15 protein-coding genes are annotated in these 14,592 nt (G+C 72.6%); 13 read left to right on the top strand and 2 right to left on the bottom strand.

Annotated elements, in window-relative coordinates; all coding sequences use genetic code 11:
- Window positions 1-160 precede the first annotated feature (160 nt).
- Window positions 161-757 (top strand): ATP-binding protein, encoded by a 597-nt coding sequence (locus FHX40_RS04175; protein ID WP_170198699.1) that lies wholly within the window; start codon window positions 161-163, stop codon window positions 755-757.
- 14 nt (window positions 758-771) lie between these two features.
- On the opposite strand, the gene FHX40_RS04170 is transcribed toward FHX40_RS04175, so the two are convergent.
- Window positions 772-3,603, bottom strand: coding sequence for a cation-translocating P-type ATPase (locus FHX40_RS04170; protein WP_142258387.1), 2,832 nt, complete (start codon window positions 3,601-3,603; stop codon window positions 772-774).
- Between the two features lie 332 nt (window positions 3,604-3,935).
- On the opposite strand from FHX40_RS04170, the gene FHX40_RS04165 reads away from it, so the two are divergent.
- Window positions 3,936-4,358 carry a hypothetical protein gene (locus FHX40_RS04165; RefSeq protein WP_244941580.1) on the top strand — a complete coding sequence of 141 codons (423 nt, stop codon included), beginning with the start codon at window positions 3,936-3,938 and terminating at the stop codon, window positions 4,356-4,358.
- Between the two features lie 113 nt (window positions 4,359-4,471).
- Here the strand turns inward: FHX40_RS04165 and FHX40_RS04160 are convergent, their stop codons facing one another.
- Window positions 4,472-6,154, bottom strand: coding sequence for a M28 family peptidase (locus FHX40_RS04160; protein WP_229789075.1), 1,683 nt, complete (start codon window positions 6,152-6,154; stop codon window positions 4,472-4,474).
- A 454-nt stretch (window positions 6,155-6,608) separates the two neighbouring features.
- On the opposite strand from FHX40_RS04160, the gene FHX40_RS04155 reads away from it, so the two are divergent.
- The 11 genes from FHX40_RS04155 to FHX40_RS04110 all read left to right on the top strand — a co-directional run bounded on the left by FHX40_RS04155 (window position 6,609) and on the right by FHX40_RS04110 (window position 14,453).
- Window positions 6,609-7,676, top strand: coding sequence for an NADH-quinone oxidoreductase subunit B family protein (locus tag FHX40_RS04155; RefSeq protein WP_142258385.1), 1,068 nt, complete (start codon window positions 6,609-6,611; stop codon window positions 7,674-7,676).
- A gap of 90 nt (window positions 7,677-7,766) precedes the next feature.
- A complete protein-coding gene (locus FHX40_RS04150) occupies window positions 7,767-9,560 on the top strand; it encodes a nickel-dependent hydrogenase large subunit (protein WP_229789074.1) in 1,794 nt (597 codons plus the stop codon).
- A 4-nt stretch (window positions 9,561-9,564) separates the two neighbouring features.
- Window positions 9,565-10,062, top strand: a complete 498-nt coding sequence (locus tag FHX40_RS04145; RefSeq protein ID WP_142258384.1) for a NifU family protein — start codon at window positions 9,565-9,567, stop codon at window positions 10,060-10,062.
- Window positions 10,063-10,067: 5 nt separating this feature from the next.
- On the top strand, window positions 10,068-10,712 hold the full coding sequence (locus tag FHX40_RS04140; protein ID WP_229789102.1) for a DUF5947 family protein: 645 nt from the start codon (window positions 10,068-10,070) through the stop codon (window positions 10,710-10,712).
- A complete protein-coding gene (locus tag FHX40_RS04135; protein WP_142258382.1) occupies window positions 10,709-10,957 on the top strand; it encodes a hypothetical protein in 249 nt (82 codons plus the stop codon). Before FHX40_RS04140 ends, FHX40_RS04135 begins: the two co-directional genes overlap by 4 nt.
- 5 nt (window positions 10,958-10,962) lie before the next feature.
- A complete protein-coding gene (locus FHX40_RS04130; protein WP_142258381.1) occupies window positions 10,963-11,652 on the top strand; it encodes a DUF6084 family protein in 690 nt (229 codons plus the stop codon).
- On the top strand, window positions 11,645-12,796 hold the full coding sequence (locus tag FHX40_RS04125; protein ID WP_142258380.1) for a hypothetical protein: 1,152 nt from the start codon (window positions 11,645-11,647) through the stop codon (window positions 12,794-12,796). The genes FHX40_RS04130 and FHX40_RS04125 overlap by 8 nt, the downstream gene beginning before the upstream one ends.
- Window positions 12,793-13,677, top strand: coding sequence for a hydrogenase maturation protease (locus FHX40_RS04120; RefSeq protein ID WP_211350154.1), 885 nt, complete (start codon window positions 12,793-12,795; stop codon window positions 13,675-13,677). Before FHX40_RS04125 ends, FHX40_RS04120 begins: the two co-directional genes overlap by 4 nt.
- A 26-nt stretch (window positions 13,678-13,703) precedes the next feature.
- Window positions 13,704-13,811 (top strand): DUF6893 family small protein, encoded by a 108-nt coding sequence (locus FHX40_RS26190; RefSeq protein ID WP_373286904.1) that lies wholly within the window; start codon window positions 13,704-13,706, stop codon window positions 13,809-13,811.
- A 7-nt stretch (window positions 13,812-13,818) separates the two neighbouring features.
- A complete protein-coding gene (locus tag FHX40_RS04115; RefSeq protein WP_142258379.1) occupies window positions 13,819-14,187 on the top strand; it encodes a hydrogenase maturation nickel metallochaperone HypA/HybF in 369 nt (122 codons plus the stop codon).
- Window positions 14,160-14,453 (top strand): HypC/HybG/HupF family hydrogenase formation chaperone, encoded by a 294-nt coding sequence (locus FHX40_RS04110; protein ID WP_142258378.1) that lies wholly within the window; start codon window positions 14,160-14,162, stop codon window positions 14,451-14,453. Before FHX40_RS04115 ends, FHX40_RS04110 begins: the two co-directional genes overlap by 28 nt.
- Window positions 14,454-14,592: the final 139 nt, after the last annotated feature.

Below are 14,592 nucleotides of genomic sequence, written 5' to 3'. Positions count from 1 at the left end.
AGCCAAAGCCCGGCGGGCGGACGGCGGAAACGCTCAGAAAACGACCAGCGCTTCTCCCCCTCTTTCGGCCGGTTCGAACGGCAGCCGGGCGCTCTACCCGGCCTCACCACGCCCCCGGTTACCTACCTGCCGTTACCGCCGATCAACGGAGCGTTTCCATATGGGTTCGATCAGTGACAACTCCCCGCAGGGCGGGGACGCGGGTGCCGGTCCCCGCTGGGCCGCCGCTTCCCTTTCCGCCGAGGCCGCACCGGGCGCCTTTGCGGCCACCTGCGGCCGGGTGCGGCTGCTCGCCAGGTCGCTCGATCCGAGCCGTGCCGCCCGGCAGGCCAGGACCGTGCTGGAGGGTATGTTGCGCGGGGCCGGGATCGACGAGGCGGCCGTGTTCGACGCCAAGCTGGCGGTCGCCGAGCTGGCGGGGAACGCCGAGCGGCACGCCGGCCCGCCGTACGAGCTGCGGGTCTTCATCGTCGAAGGCGTCCCGGTGTGGTGCGAGGTCATCGACGGGGATCCGGATCTGACCGCGGTCACGGCCGCACTGTGTCGCCCCCGCGCCGGGGAGGACGAGGAGCTGCTGGAAGGGGGCCGAGGGCTTCCGCTGGTACGGCGGCTCGCCGAGGGGCACTGCCGTGCCTACCCGGCGACGCCCTCGTGCGCGGGCACGCCCGGCAAGGCCGTGGGGTTCGCGTTGCCCACGCCGTCGGGGGTACGGCACGCCGGCCCGCCGTACCCGGTCCCGCAGGCCCGGCTGCCCTGACGGCGGCGGGCCGGTCAGGCCCCGGTCGCCGCCTCGGACCGGGGCGGCCTGCCCGCGGTGGTACGGCGCAGCACGAGCTTGCGCAGCTCGGCGGCCCACAGCACCGCGCTCGCCATCGCCGCGCAGACGAGCCACTGGTCGGGGGTGAGCGGGGCGGTGCCGAACGCGGCGTTGAGCACCGGCAGGTGGACCACGGCGATCTGCAGGACGAGGGACAGCGCGATCGCGCCCCACAGCCAGGGGTTGGCGAACAGGCGGTGGAACGCGCTGACCGTCTCCGACCGGGCGTTGAGCGCGTTGAACAGCTGGGCGAGGACGAGCACGGTGAAGCCCGCGGTGCGCGCGTTGTCGAGCGGGCGGTCGCCCTCGATGAGCCCGCCCGGCAGGTACAGGTCGATGGTCAGCAGCGTCACCACGGCCATGACCAGGCCGATCAGGATCACCCCGGCCCACATGCGGGCGTCGATCACCCGGTCGCTCAGCGAGCGCGGCGGGCGGGCCATCACGTCCTCGGTCTCGGCGTCCACCCCCATGGCGAGGGCGGGGCCGCTGTCGGTGAGCAGGTTGATCCACAGGATCTGGGTGGCGAGCAGCGGCAGCACGATCGCGCCGTCGCCGTGCGACAGGCCGATCACGCCGGCGAGCACGACGCCGAGGAAGACCGTGAGCACCTCGCCCATGTTCGACGAGAGCAGGTACCGCAGGAACTTCTTGATGTTGTCGAAGATGCCGCGGCCCTCGCGGATCGCCCGGATGATCGTGGCGAAGTTGTCGTCCGCGAGGATCATGTTCGCGGCCTCCTTGGTGACCTCGGTGCCGGTGCGGCCCATCGCGATGCCGATGTCCGCCGACTTCAGCGCCGGGGCGTCGTTCACCCCGTCGCCGGTCATCGCCACGACCTTGCGGTCCTCCTGCAGGGTGTCCACGATGCGCAGCTTGTGCTCGGGCGAGACCCGCGCGTACACCGACCGCTCGCGCACGGTACGGCGGAACGCCTCGTCGTCGAGCCGGTCGAGCTCGAGGCCGGAGACCGCGACCGGCTCGTGCGCGACGATGCCGAGGTCGCGGGCGATGCGCGCCGCGGTACGCGGGTGGTCGCCGGTGATCATCATGACCCGCACGCCCGCGCGCCGCGCCTCGGCGATGGCCTTGGCGGCCTCGGGCCGGGGCGGGTCGATGATGCCGACCATGCCGACGTACACCAGGTCCTGCTCGAGCGACTCGTCGATCGGGGACGGCGGCTCGTGGACGTCGAGCCGCCGGTACGCCACGGCGAGGGTGCGGAACGCCTCGCCGGACAGCCGCTCCACGTCGGCGATGATGCGCTCCCGCCAGGCGTCGTCGAGCTCCCGCTCCTCGTCGCCCACCCGGATCCTGGTGCACCGCTTGAGCAGCACGTCCGGGGCGCCCTTGGTGACGACCGCGATGCGGCCGGACCGCTCGGCGTCGGCCTCCAGGCTCGACATCATCTTCCGCTCGGAGGTGAACGGGATGTGCGCCACCCGGCGGAACCGGCCGGTACGGCGCTCGCGGATGCCGAGCTTCACCTCGGCGACGAGGAACGCCGCCTCGGTGGGGTCGCCCTGGATCGTCCACTCGCCGTTCTCCTCGCGCAGCACCGCGTCGCTCGCCAGGCTGCCGCCGCCGAGCACGTACGCGACCTCCCGCCACAGCGGGTCGCCCTCGCGCAGCGGCTCGCCGTCGTGCAGCACCTCGCCCTCGGGGCGGTAGCCGACGCCGGTGACCTCCACCTCGCCGGAGGCGGTCACCACCCGGCCGATGGTCATCTCGCCCTTGGTCAGCGTCCCGGTCTTGTCCGAGCACACCACCGAGGCCGAGCCGAGCGTCTCCACCGAGGACAGCTTCTTGACGATCGCGTTGCGCCTGGCCATGCGCTGGACGCCGAGCGCGAGCACCACCGACAGGATCGTCGGCAGCCCCTCGGGCACGGCGGCGACGGCGAGGGAGACGCCGAGCAGCAGGGCGGTGACCACGTCGCGGATCGTCTCCACGCCGAAGAACAGGAAGATCGTGGCCATCACCACGGCGGCGATCACGATCACCGCGATGCCGAGCATGCGGCCCACGCGGGCGATCTCGCGCTGCAGCGGAGTGGGGTCCTCGGGGGTGGCGTGCAGCAGCCCGGCGATCCTCCCCATCTGGGTGGCCATGCCGGTCGCGGTGACCACGGCCCGGCCGGACCCCTGGGTGACGGCGGTGCCGTTGAACACCATGTTCAGCCGGTCGCCGAGCGCCACCAGCTCGGGCAGCGTGCGGGCGTCCTTGAGCTCGGGCTCGCTCTCCCCGGTGAGCGACGCCTCGGACACCTTCAGCGTGGCGGCCGAAAGCAGCCGCCCGTCCGCCGCGACCGTGTCCCCCTCGGCGAGCAGCATGATGTCCCCCGGCACCAGCTCCCGGGTGGGCACCCGCCGCCGCTCGCCGTCCCGCACCACGGTGGCGGTGGTCGCGGTCATCCGCTGCAGCGCCGCCACCGCGTTCTCCGCCCGCGCCTGCTGCACGTACCCGAGCAGGGCGTTCACCAGCACGATCGCGGCGATGACGATCGCGTCGAACGGCAGGCCGGCGCGGCCCTCGACGAGCCACGCCAGCAGCGAGATCACGATGGCCGCGAGCAGCAGGTAGACGAGCGGGTCGCGGAACTGCTCGAGGAACTTCAGCCATCTGGGCACCGGCTTGGCGGAGGCGATCTCGTTCGGCCCGTACTCGGCGAGCCGCCGGGCCGCCTCCTCGCCCGTCAGCCCTCGCTCCGGATCGGTCTGCATCCGCGCCACGACGACGGACGCGTCCTCCACCGACGGATCACGCTCGATCGCCACGTCCGTCATGGGGCTCCTTCCGGCAGCCGACGAGATCGCCTCCGCTTCTACCCAGTAGCCGCGGTTCCCTTCCGTCACCCCAATGCTGATCTCATTCGCTCCCCGGCGGCAGGGCCGAAAGCCCGTTTCCGGGACGCCGACCCGCACCGCGAACCGGCGCAAAGGTCCCTATCCGAACCCACCCCGCCGCCGTTCACGCCCGGCCGTACGCGACCGCCTGCCCGAATCGCCCGAGACCGCACGCTCCGGCACGGATGGGTAGGGTGATCGCGGCCCTGTGAACCGGTTCCGGAGCGGAGGTCACCGTGCGTACGTGGACGCGTCGGCAGTGGATCACGGCCGTGGCCGCATCGGCGGCGCTCACCGTCGCGATCGGCCTGGTAACCGCGTTGATCCCGAACCCGCTGTTCACGCGGATGATCGAGGCCCCGTGGTGGAGCTACCCGGTGTGGCCGGCCGGCGCGGTCCTCTCCGGGCTGCTGATCGCCACGTACGTCGCGCCCGAGGGCCGTCCCCAGCCGGAGCGGGACGCGACCCACGGCCGCCGGAGCGTCGCCGGCGCCGTGCTGTCGTTCTTCGCCGTGGGCTGCCCGACGTGCAACAAGATCGTCGTGCTCGCCCTGGGCACCAACGGGGCGATCACCTGGTTCGCGCCGCTGCAGCCCGTGCTGGCGGCCGGCTCGCTGGCGCTGCTCGCCTGGGCGCTGCGGGCCCGGCTCCGGGCCGCGCGGGAGTGCCGGATCCCCGTGGCCGATCGCGCGTGACGACCCCGCCCGCGGCCTGAGGCGTCCTCCGGGCATGGGCGCGCCCTCCGGCGTGCACCGGAGGGCGCGATGCCGCGGGAGGCGGCCGGCGGGTGGTCGTACCGGCCGGGCCGTCAGGCGGCGACGGCCTTCGGCGGGTCGGGCGCGAACGCGTAGACGACGGCGGCGGTGGCGATGGCCTCGGTGGTGATGCGCAGCAGGCGGGGGTTGATGTTGGTGAGGCCGTCGCAGGAGCGGTGGTAGCAGGCGTCGTACGGCTCGCCCGCGGTGCCGCCGAACAGCTTGGCCTCCTCGGCGGTCTTCTTCTCGCCGGCGCCGGTGAAGAGGCCGCCGACCGGGATGCCCGCCTTGCGGAACGGCGCGTAGTCCGAGCGGTCGTTGAGGTCGGCCGTGCCGTACGGCTGGGCCTTCGCGTCGAAGTGGGACCGGAAGAGGCGCTCGATCTCGGCGGAGCCCGGAGGCTGAGCCCCGGCGTTCGAGCCGCGGCCGTCATAGATCTTGATGGCCCCGTTCGGCGAGGCGATCATGTCGAAGTTGAGGTAGAGCCGGATGCGCTCGCGCTCCTCGTCCGACAGGGTCTGGACGTAGTGGGTCGAGCCGATGAGGCCGAGCTCCTCGGCGCCCCACCAGGCGAAGCGCAGGCGGTTGGCGGTCTTCGTGCCGCCAAGGGCCTCGGCGACGGCGAGCACGGCGGCGGCGCCGGAGGCGTTGTCGTTCATCCCCGGGCCCTCGGGGACCGAGTCGAGGTGGGCGCCGAGCATGACGACCTTGTCCGCGTCCCCGTGGCGGGACTCGGCGATCACGTTGTGGGTGGTACGGGTCTCGGAGACCGTCTTCGTCGCCACGCGCACGACGGGACGGTCGGCGGTGGCGAGGTCCTTGCCGATGTCGTAGCTGGTGCCGACGACCGGGATGGTGATGCCCGGGGCCTTGAGGCTGCCACGCAGCACCCCGGTGCGGCCGGACTGCCCCTCGTTGAAGATGATGACCGCGGCGGCGCCCGCGGCCTGCGCGTTCGCCGCCTTGACCGCGAACTCGCAGGTGCCGCGCTGGATGAGGGCGATCGCGCCGCGCGGGAATCCGGTGAAGTCGGAGGTCTCGCAGCCGGACGTGGAGGAGGGCTCCGCCGCGGGCGGCACGGTGACGTCGACCGGGTGCACCGGGGCGGTGACGTCCCCGGAGCCCGAGTACACCATCGTCGCGAAGTCGCCGGCGTCGGCGTCACCGTCGCGCGGCGCGGGGGTGTAGGTGACGCGCTCCGGGCTGATCTGTTCCAGGACGGGGGTGGTCCGCTCCTCGTAGTAGCCGAAGGTGAACGGCTGGAGGGACACCCGGTATCCGGCCCGGCGGAGCCGGTTGGCGACGTAGTCGCGGGAGGCGTTGTAGCCGGGGGTGCCCGCGGCGCGGTTGCCGCCGTTGGCCGTGGCGATGCGGTGCAGCGCCCTGAGGTGCTCGGTCACGCGGCTCATGTCGACCGCGCCGACGAGCGCGCGCTGCTCGGCGGTGAGCCGCAGGCCGGGCGGCGCCGTCGGGGCCGGGCCGGACGGCGTGGGGACGGCCGGCGTGGCGGTGGGCAGGGCCGGGCCCGGGCTCGGGGTACGGCCCGCCGCCGCGGCCGACGGCGTGACCGACGGCGTGACCGACGGTGTGGCGGACGGTGTGGCGGACGGGCTCGTGGTGGGGACGGGATCCGGTGGTGTGGCGGACGCCGACCGAACGGCGAGAGATGCGGTCAGGGCGACCGCGGCGCTCGCGGCGAGGGCGAGCGCGCGGGCCAAACCGGGATGGGCGGGCATCCAGGGCTCCTTCTGAAACCGATCACGACAAAGGGCTGTCACGGGCGGCCGACGGCCTCGGCGGCGGCGCTCGTGACGGGCGGCGGCCGCCGTGCCGTACCGGCCGTTCCGAAGAGCGCCCATTCCCTGAAGATCGTTTATGGAATGTCCCGGGACGGGGATGGTTGGGCAAAAGCCGCGCCAACGGTTCGCCTATTTGGCGTTTTGTCCCCTAAACGCTGTAGACGCACTTGGTCGCGCTTCTGCCGTAAGTGATCGAAGCACCGATACATCCTGCGGACATCACCGCTGAAGGTGGATGGATCGGCAAAGGAAGCAAGCAGGTGCCAGATCTGTGACCAAGGGTGCGGTCACTATCAGCATCACACGCTTACTCACCGTCACGACAGGTCATAGATAGGGCGTTGCGCCAAGAGGCGCGACGTTGCGCCGATGCCGAGACAAGGGGCGCGTGATGACTGAAACCGTGACCGACACCCCGGTGAAGGAGGTCCACATCCTCTGGACCTCCGAGGGGATGAGCTGCGACGGGGACACCGTCTCCGTGACGGCCGCAGGGCTGCCGAGTCTCGAGGACGTGCTGCTCGGCCTGGTGCCGGGGCTGCCCAAGGTGCACCTGCACAACAAGGTGCTCGCCAAGGAGACCGGCGGCGACTTCATGGCCGCGTTCCACAAGGCCGCCGCGGGCGAGCTCGACCCGTTCGTGCTCGTGGTGGAGGGGTCGATCCCCAACGAGAAGATCAACGGTGAGGGGTTCTGGAGCTCGATGGGCAACGACCCGGTCACCGGGCAGCCCATCACCGTCAACCAGTGGATCGACCGGCTCGCGCCCAGGGCGTGGGCGGTGGTCGCGATCGGCACCTGCGCCACGTACGGCGGGATCCACGCGATGGCGGGCAACCCCACCGGGTGCATGGGACTCGCCGACTATCTCGGCTGGGACTTCCGCTCCGCGGGCGGGCTGCCCATCGTCAACGTGCCCGGCTGCCCGGTGCAGCCCGACAACTTCATGGAGACCCTCACCTGGCTGCTCTACCAGGCCGCCGGCCGGGCGCCCATGATCCCGCTCGACAAGCAGCTCCGGCCGACCTGGCTGTTCGGCAAGACCGTGCACGAGGGCTGCGACCGGGCGGGCTACTACGAGCAGGGCGACTTCGCCATGGACTACAACTCGCCCAAGTGCCAGGTGAAGATCGGCTGCTGGGGCCCGGTGGTCAACTGCAACGTGCCCAAGCGCGGCTGGATGGCGGGCATCGGCGGCTGCCCGAACGTGGGCGGGATCTGCATCGGCTGCACCATGCCGGGCTTCCCGGACAAGTTCATGCCGTTCATGGACCAGCCGCCCGGCGCATCGATCTCGTCGGCGCTCACCGGGGCGTACGGCGTGGTGGTCCGCAAGCTGCGCAACATCACCAACAAGACGGTGAACACCGAGCCGAAGTGGCATCACAACCGGCCCGAGCTCACCAGCGGCTACCAGCCGGCGCGCAACGGCGGCCGGGCCAAGCGGCGGGGCTACTGACGGCATCGAGGGCACTGAGGGCTACGCAACGGCCGGGCTGGTAATCGGCCGGGCATCGCAAACAGGTCGGGCATCAGGAAGGGGACGAAGGTGGCAGTCCGGTCGACCAAGCCGCAGGAGACGCGGCAGCTGGTCGAGATGTCGTGGGACCCGATCACCCGGATCATCGGCAACCTGGGGATCTACACGAAGATCGACTTCGCCAACCGCGAGGTGGTGGAGTGCAAGAGCACCTCCTCGCTGTTTCGCGGCTACAGCGTGTTCATGCGGGGCAAGGACCCGCGGGACGCGCACTTCATCACGAGCCGAATCTGTGGCATCTGCGGCGACAACCATGCCACCTGCTCGGTCTACGCGCAGAACATGGCGTACGGCATCAAGCCCCCGCCGCTCGCCGAATGGATCATCAACCTCGGCGAGGCCGCCGAGTACATGTTCGACCACACCCTGTTCCAGGACAACCTCGTCTTCGTCGACTACTGCGAGCAGGTGGTGAAGGAGACGAACCCGAGCCTGCTCCGCCGTGCCGAGAACACCGAGGCGCCGCACGCGAACGTGCACGGGTACCGCACGATCGCCGACATCATGCGGGCGTACAACCCCTTCACCGGGCAGGTCTACAAGGAGGCGCTCCAGATGAGCCGCCTCACCCGGGAGATGTTCTGCCTCATGGAGGGGCGGCACGTGCACCCCTCCACGCTCTATCCCGGCGGCGTCGGCACGATGCCCAGCCCGCAGCTGTTCACCGACTACCTCGCCCGGCTGCTCAAGGTCCTCGACTTCGTCAAGAAGCTCGTCCCGCTCAACGACGACGTGTTCGACTTCTTCTACGAGGCGCTGCCCGGCTACGAGGAGGTCGGCCGCCGCCGGGTGCTGCTCGGCTGCTGGGGCTCGTTCCAGGACCCGAACGTCGTCGACTACGACTACCGGACCATGAGCGAGTGGGGCCGGTCGATGTTCGTCACGCCCGGCATCGTCGTCGACGGCCGGCTCATCACCACCGACCTCGTCGACATCAACCTCGGCATGCGCATCCTGCTGGGCAGCTCGTACTACGACGACTGGGAGGGCGAGGAGGTCTTCGTCAGCCACGACCCGCTCGGCAACCCGGTCGACCCGCGCCACCCGTGGAACCAGACCACGCTGCCCCGGCCGCAGAAGCGCGACCTCAACGGCGGCAAGTACAGCTGGGTGATGAGCCCGCGCTGGTACCACGCGGACACCGGCGAGCACCTCGCGCTCGACACCGGCGGCGGCCCGCTCGCCCGGCTGTGGGCGACCGCGCTCGCCGGGTACGTCGACACCGGGTACGTGCGCGCCACCGGCGACGGCGTGGAGATCAACCTGCCGAAGAGCGCCGAGTTCCCGGAGACCCGGTTCGAGTGGAAGATCCCCAAGTGGTCGAACACCATCGAGCGCAACCGGGCCCGCAGCTACTTCATCGCCTACTCGGCGGCGATGGCGTTCCACTTCCTCGACCAGGCGATGAACGAGGTGCGGGCCGGCCGTACCAAGGTGTTCACCGACTTCGAGGTGCCCGACGAGGCGATCGGCTGCGGCTTCCACGAGGCGGTGCGCGGCGTGCTCTCCCACCACCTGGTGATCCGCGACGGCAAGATCGCCAACTACCACCCGTACCCGCCGACGCCGTGGAACGCCAGCCCGCGCGACAGCTACGGCACGCCGGGGCCGTACGAGGACGCGGTGCAGGGCATGCACCTGTTCGAGGAGAACGGCCCGGACGACTTCAAGGGCATCGACATCATGCGCACGGTGCGCAGCTTCGACCCGTGCCTGCCGTGCGGCGTGCACATGTACCTCGGCGGCGGCAGGGTGATCAAGAAGGTGCACTCGCCCACTCTCGGCGCGAGCCTGGGCGGGTAACGCGATGGCGCTCACCCACGAGGAGGCCGCCGAGCGGGTCCGCCGCGTCGACGAGCTGATCGACCGGGTCGGCGAGCTGCCCGACCCGGAGCCGGCCCTCGAGCTGGTCCGGGCGCTGCTCGACCTGTACGGCGAGGCGCTCGAGCGCATCCTCGCCGCCGCCGGCGACCGGCTGGCCGCCCGGCTCGCCGACGACGACCTCGTCTCCCACCTGCTGCTGCTGCACGACCTCCACCCGCTGGAGGCGGCCGAGCGGGTGCGCCGCGCGGTACGGCGGGCGGGCGTGCCCGCCGAGGACGTCGAGGTGGACGGCGACGTGGCCCGGGTACGGCTGCGCCGCGGCGGCTGCGGCGGGGGCGGCGACGCGGCCGCCGTCGTGGAGGAGGCCATCCGGAACGCGGCGCCGGAGATCGCCCGCGTCGAGGTGGCGGAGGCCCCGCCGCCGCCCGTGGTGATCCCCGTGGACACGCTGCGCCGTACCCGGACGGGCGCGGGGGCGTGAGCCGGATGGCGGGGCTGCGCGAACTGATCCGGGAGGGACGGCGGGCCGGTCGGCCCGCCGGGCCGGAGGAGCGGTGCGAGCTGTGCGCCGCGCCGGTCGGCGACGGCCACCGGCACCTGCTCGACCGGCGGGACGGCGTGCCGCGCTGCGCCTGCGCGGCGTGCGCGGTGCTGTTCGCCAACGCGTCCGGCAACCGGTACGCGCTCATCGGCGACCGGCGGCTGTACCTGCCGGACTTCACCCTCGACGACGCCACATGGGCGGCGCTCGCGGTCCCGGTGCGGGTGCTGTTCGCCTACCGGGACTCGGCGGCCGGGCGGGCCGTGGCCCGCTACCCGAGCCCGGCGGGCGCGGTGGAGGCGCCGCTCGAGCCGGAGCTGTGGGCCGGGCTGGAGCGCGCCAACCCGGTGCTGCGCGAGCTCGCCCCGGACGTGGAGGCGCTGCTGGTGGACCGCAGGAAGGACACCGCGCACGGCCACTGGATCGTGCCGATCGACGACTGCCACCGGCTTGTCGCGGTACTGCGTACCCGGTGGAAGGGCCTCGCCGGCGGCCCCGAGGTGTGGGCCGCGGTCACCGCGTTCTTCGACGAGCTGCGCGAGCGGGCGCAGCGCGCGTCCGCCCGCTCATCGAAAGGAGCACAGGCATGACCGTGCGACAACAGGAACGGCGGAGGGCCGAGCAGACCGGCAACATCATCGTCGGCCGCCCGGACACCACCATCGACGCGCCCGCGCACACCAAGGGCGTGAACCAGGGCAACCTGCCCGGCCACTACGAGCGGCAGATCGGGCACCTGCTCGACGGGCGGTCCACCGCGGCCCGGTCCACCGGCATCAACGCCGCGGACCGCGACCCGATCGACCCGAGCAGCCCGAACCTCTCCCCGCCATGACCGGCATGGCGGGACCGCCCACGCTGCGCTTCGCCGTCGAGGACGCCTCGGCGGCGGAGTGCGCGGCCGTACCGACCGTGCGGTTCGCGCTGCGGATCGAGAACGCCGGCGACGCGCCGGTGCAGTGCGTGGCGCTCAACACCCAGATCCGCATCGCCACGACCCGCCGGACGTACGACCCGGAGACCCGGCGGCGGCTCACCGAGGTGTTCGGCGCCGGCGAGGACTGGACCCGGGCGCTCGGCAGCCTGCTGTGGGTGCGTACGGCCACGCAGGTGGCGGCGTTCGACCACGTGACCGTGGCGCACCTCGACGTCGCGTGCACCTACGACTTCGAGGTCGCGGTGGCCAAGTACTTCCACGCGCTGCGCGACGGCGAGGTGCCGCTGGAGTTCCAGTTCAGCGGCACGGTCTTCTACCTCGACGACGGCGACCTGCTGCGCGCCGCGCGCATCCCGTGGGACGCCGAGGCGACGTACCGCATGCCGGTTCGGGTGTGGCACGAGGTGATGGAACGGCACTTCCCGCGCGCCGCGTGGCTGCGCCTCGACCGGGACGTGTTCGACCTGCTCTACGCCTACCGGGTACGGCACACGCTCGGCACCTGGGAGCGGACGGTGACGGCGCTGCTCGCCGCGGCCGGGGAGCCGGTGCGCGAGGCGGCGCGACGAGGATCGGGAGGAGACGGTGACTGACCGGATGGACCTGGCGGATCCGGAGACGGATGCGCCCGGCCCGATGGACCACGGCCGGATGGACCACGGCCGGATGGACCACGGCCGGATGGACCACGGTGAGATGGACGCCGTGGCGCAGGTGGCCCGCGCCGTGCTGTACGAGGGCTACCTGCTGTGGCCGTACCGCGCGTCCGCGCTGAAGAACACGCGGCGGTGGACCCTCGGCGGGGTGTACCCTCCCGCGTGCGCCGCGACCGGGGACTCGTCGCTCATGCGCACCCAGGTGCTCGTCGAGGCCGATCCGGGCGACACCGTCGACGTACGGCTGTGCTACCTGCACACGGTCACCCTCGAGGTGGCCCGCCTCGACGGCGACGAGCTCGTGCCGGTCCCCGAGCTCGCCGTCGGCGGGCGGCGGCACCGGCCCCGCGAGGAGGCCACCGAACGGCGGGTGGCCGCCACCGGGCTCGACCTGATGGACCTGACCCGGCGGCCGGTGGTGCTCGACATCGAGGTGCCCGACGGCCGGGACGTGGAGTGGCCGGCCGGGCCGGACGGGCGGCGCGCGGGCGCGCTCACCCGGTCCTGGCGGGCGCTGCGCGGCCGGATGGAGATCCGGGCCGAGCGCCTCGCCGCCCCGGGGCCGCTGGAGCGCGGGTCGCTGCTGCGGCTCACCGTCACCGTGGAGAACACCAGCGACTGGGCGGGCGGCAGCCGCAGTGAGGCGATGCGGTACACGTTCGCCTCGGCGCACACGATCCTGCACTCGCCCACCGCGCTGTTCGTGTCGCTGACCGATCCGCCGGAGGCGCTGCGGGCGCACGCCGAGGCGTGCGAGAACGTCGGCACCTGGCCGGTGCTCGCGGGCGAGGAGGGGAACCGGCACACCGTGCTGTCGTCGCCGATCATCCTCTACGACCACCCGAAGGTCGCGCCGGAGAGCCCGGGGGACCTGTTCGACGCCACCGAGATCGACCAGCTGCTCACCCACAGCATCCTCGCGCTCACCGACGAGGAGTGGCAGGAGATCCGCGAGGGCGACCCGAAGGGCGCGGAGATCCTCGAGCGGTGCGTCTCGCTGCCGCCCGAGCGGCTGATGCGGCTGTACGGCGCGACGCGCGAGTTCCGGCCGCTCGGCGAGGCGACGGAGGCGGGCCGATGAACCCGGCAGGGGACTTCTGGGCGCTCATGGAGCGCCGCGGGCCGCGCACCGTGGTGGTCGACGGCGTGTCCGTGGGCGCGGGCAGCCGGGTACGGCTGCGCCCGCGCGGCCGGGGGGACGTGCTGGACGCGGCGCTCGCCGGCCGGGAGGCGGTGGTGGAGCGGGTCGAGCAGGACGAGACCGGCGCCATCCAGCTCGCGGTCACCCTGGTCGACGACCCGGGCCGCGACCTGGGCGAGGCCGGGCTGCCCGGGCACCGCTTCTTCTACACGCCGGCCGAGGTGGAGCCGCTCGGCGACGCCGCGGAGGCGGCCCGGGTGCTGGTGGCCGGGGTCGGCAACGTGTTCCTCGGCGACGACGGCTTCGGCGTGGAGGTGGCCCGGCTGCTCGCGGAGCGGCCGCTGCCCGCCGGGGTCGACGTGGTGGACTTCGGCATCCGCGGCATGGACCTCGTCTACGCGCTGCACCGCGGGTACGCGGGCGTGATCTTCGTGGACGCGGCGCCGCGGGGCGAGCCGCCCGGCACGCTCACCGTGCTCGAGGTGGACCCGAAGGCGCCCGGCGAGCAGGGCGTGGTCACGGTGGAGACCCACGGCATGGACCCGGTCCGGGTGCTGCGGCTCGCCGCCGAGCTCGGCGAGGTGCCGCGGCGGGTGCTCGTGCTCGCCTGCGAGCCCGCCCGCGTGCCGTCGGGCGGCCCGGACGAGGAGGTGGTCGCCGAGCTGAGCGAGCCGGTGCGCGCGGCGCTCGGCCGGGCCGTGGACCTCGCGGTCGAGCTCGCCACCGGGATCATCACCGAGTTCTCCGGCTCGGACGGCACGGCGGACGCGCAGGCCGCGCGGGCCGCCGAGGCCCCGGAGCCTGAGTTCGATCACATCTAGAGGACACCTGGAGGGGGTGGCATGTCATGCGGAAGAGGCACGTGGCGGCGCTGCTCGCGCTCTGCGCGGTGACCGGCATGGTCGTGGCGCAGTGGCCGGAGATCAAGCGGTACGTGAAGATGAAGAGGATGTAGCCGGCGCATGCATGAGATCGGACTGTGTGAGGGGCTCGTCGACCTGATCGGGAAGCAGGCCGAGGGGCGGCGGGTGACCGGGGTGAAGGTCCGCATCGGCGCCCGGCACGCCGTGGTGGACGAGGCGTTCGACCAGGCCTTCGCCCTCGCCGCCGCGGACACCGTCGCGGAAGGGGCCCGGCTCGACGTGGTGATCACGCCGGTGACCCTGCTGTGCCGCGGCTGCGGGCGGGTGTCGGACAGCCTCGACGTGCTCGCCGAGTGCCCGGGCTGTGGCGGCGACAACCTGGAGTACCAGGGCGGCGACGAGCTCGTCCTGGAATCGCTCACCTTCGCGGAGGAGGACCGGTGTGCTTCGGCCTCCCCGGCCGGCTGATCGAGGCCGCCGACGCCGACACGGGCCTCGCCCTCGTCGACGTCGGCGGCCAACCGCGCCCCGTCAACATGGCGCTGCTCGCCACGGACCCGCCCGGCCCCGGCGACTGGGTGCTCGTCCACGCCGGGTTCGCGCTCTCCCGGCTCGCCGAGGATGACGCGCGTGCCGTACTCGACCTGATGGCGTCCGTCGACGACGGCGACCTCGTGCCCGCCGACGCCGACCTCCCGGACTGGGCACGCGCCGCCGACCCGGCCGCCTCCTGACCACTCGGCACGAGGCGTTTCCGGACGACCGATAACACGGGCGAACGGACGTGTCGCACTCGTCACCGGCGGCGCCGCGATCACCCCTCTGACCAGGGATGACGCGGTGCCGCCGACGTCTTTTCCGCGCCGGTCGGCG

The organism is Thermopolyspora flexuosa, from assembly GCF_006716785.1.
In the GTDB taxonomy this organism is placed as follows: domain Bacteria; phylum Actinomycetota; class Actinomycetes; order Streptosporangiales; family Streptosporangiaceae; genus Thermopolyspora; species Thermopolyspora flexuosa.
This window is presented reverse-complemented; position numbering and strand designations above follow the sequence as displayed.

Coding starts and splice junctions, on each gene's coding strand:
- FHX40_RS26190 (WP_373286904.1), top strand. CDS start 13,704: ATGCGGAAGAGGCACGTGGCGGCGCTGCTCGCGCTCTGCGCGGTGACC.
- FHX40_RS04155 (WP_142258385.1), top strand. CDS start 6,609: ATGACTGAAACCGTGACCGACACCCCGGTGAAGGAGGTCCACATCCTC.
- FHX40_RS04135 (WP_142258382.1), top strand. CDS start 10,709: ATGACCGTGCGACAACAGGAACGGCGGAGGGCCGAGCAGACCGGCAAC.
- FHX40_RS04145 (WP_142258384.1), top strand. CDS start 9,565: ATGGCGCTCACCCACGAGGAGGCCGCCGAGCGGGTCCGCCGCGTCGAC.
- FHX40_RS04160 (WP_229789075.1), bottom strand. CDS start 6,154: ATGCCCGCCCATCCCGGTTTGGCCCGCGCGCTCGCCCTCGCCGCGAGC.
- FHX40_RS04140 (WP_229789102.1), top strand. CDS start 10,068: ATGGCGGGGCTGCGCGAACTGATCCGGGAGGGACGGCGGGCCGGTCGG.
- FHX40_RS04170 (WP_142258387.1), bottom strand. CDS start 3,603: ATGACGGACGTGGCGATCGAGCGTGATCCGTCGGTGGAGGACGCGTCC.
- FHX40_RS04115 (WP_142258379.1), top strand. CDS start 13,819: ATGCATGAGATCGGACTGTGTGAGGGGCTCGTCGACCTGATCGGGAAG.
- FHX40_RS04120 (WP_211350154.1), top strand. CDS start 12,793: ATGAACCCGGCAGGGGACTTCTGGGCGCTCATGGAGCGCCGCGGGCCG.
- FHX40_RS04130 (WP_142258381.1), top strand. CDS start 10,963: ATGGCGGGACCGCCCACGCTGCGCTTCGCCGTCGAGGACGCCTCGGCG.
- FHX40_RS04175 (WP_170198699.1), top strand. CDS start 161: ATGGGTTCGATCAGTGACAACTCCCCGCAGGGCGGGGACGCGGGTGCC.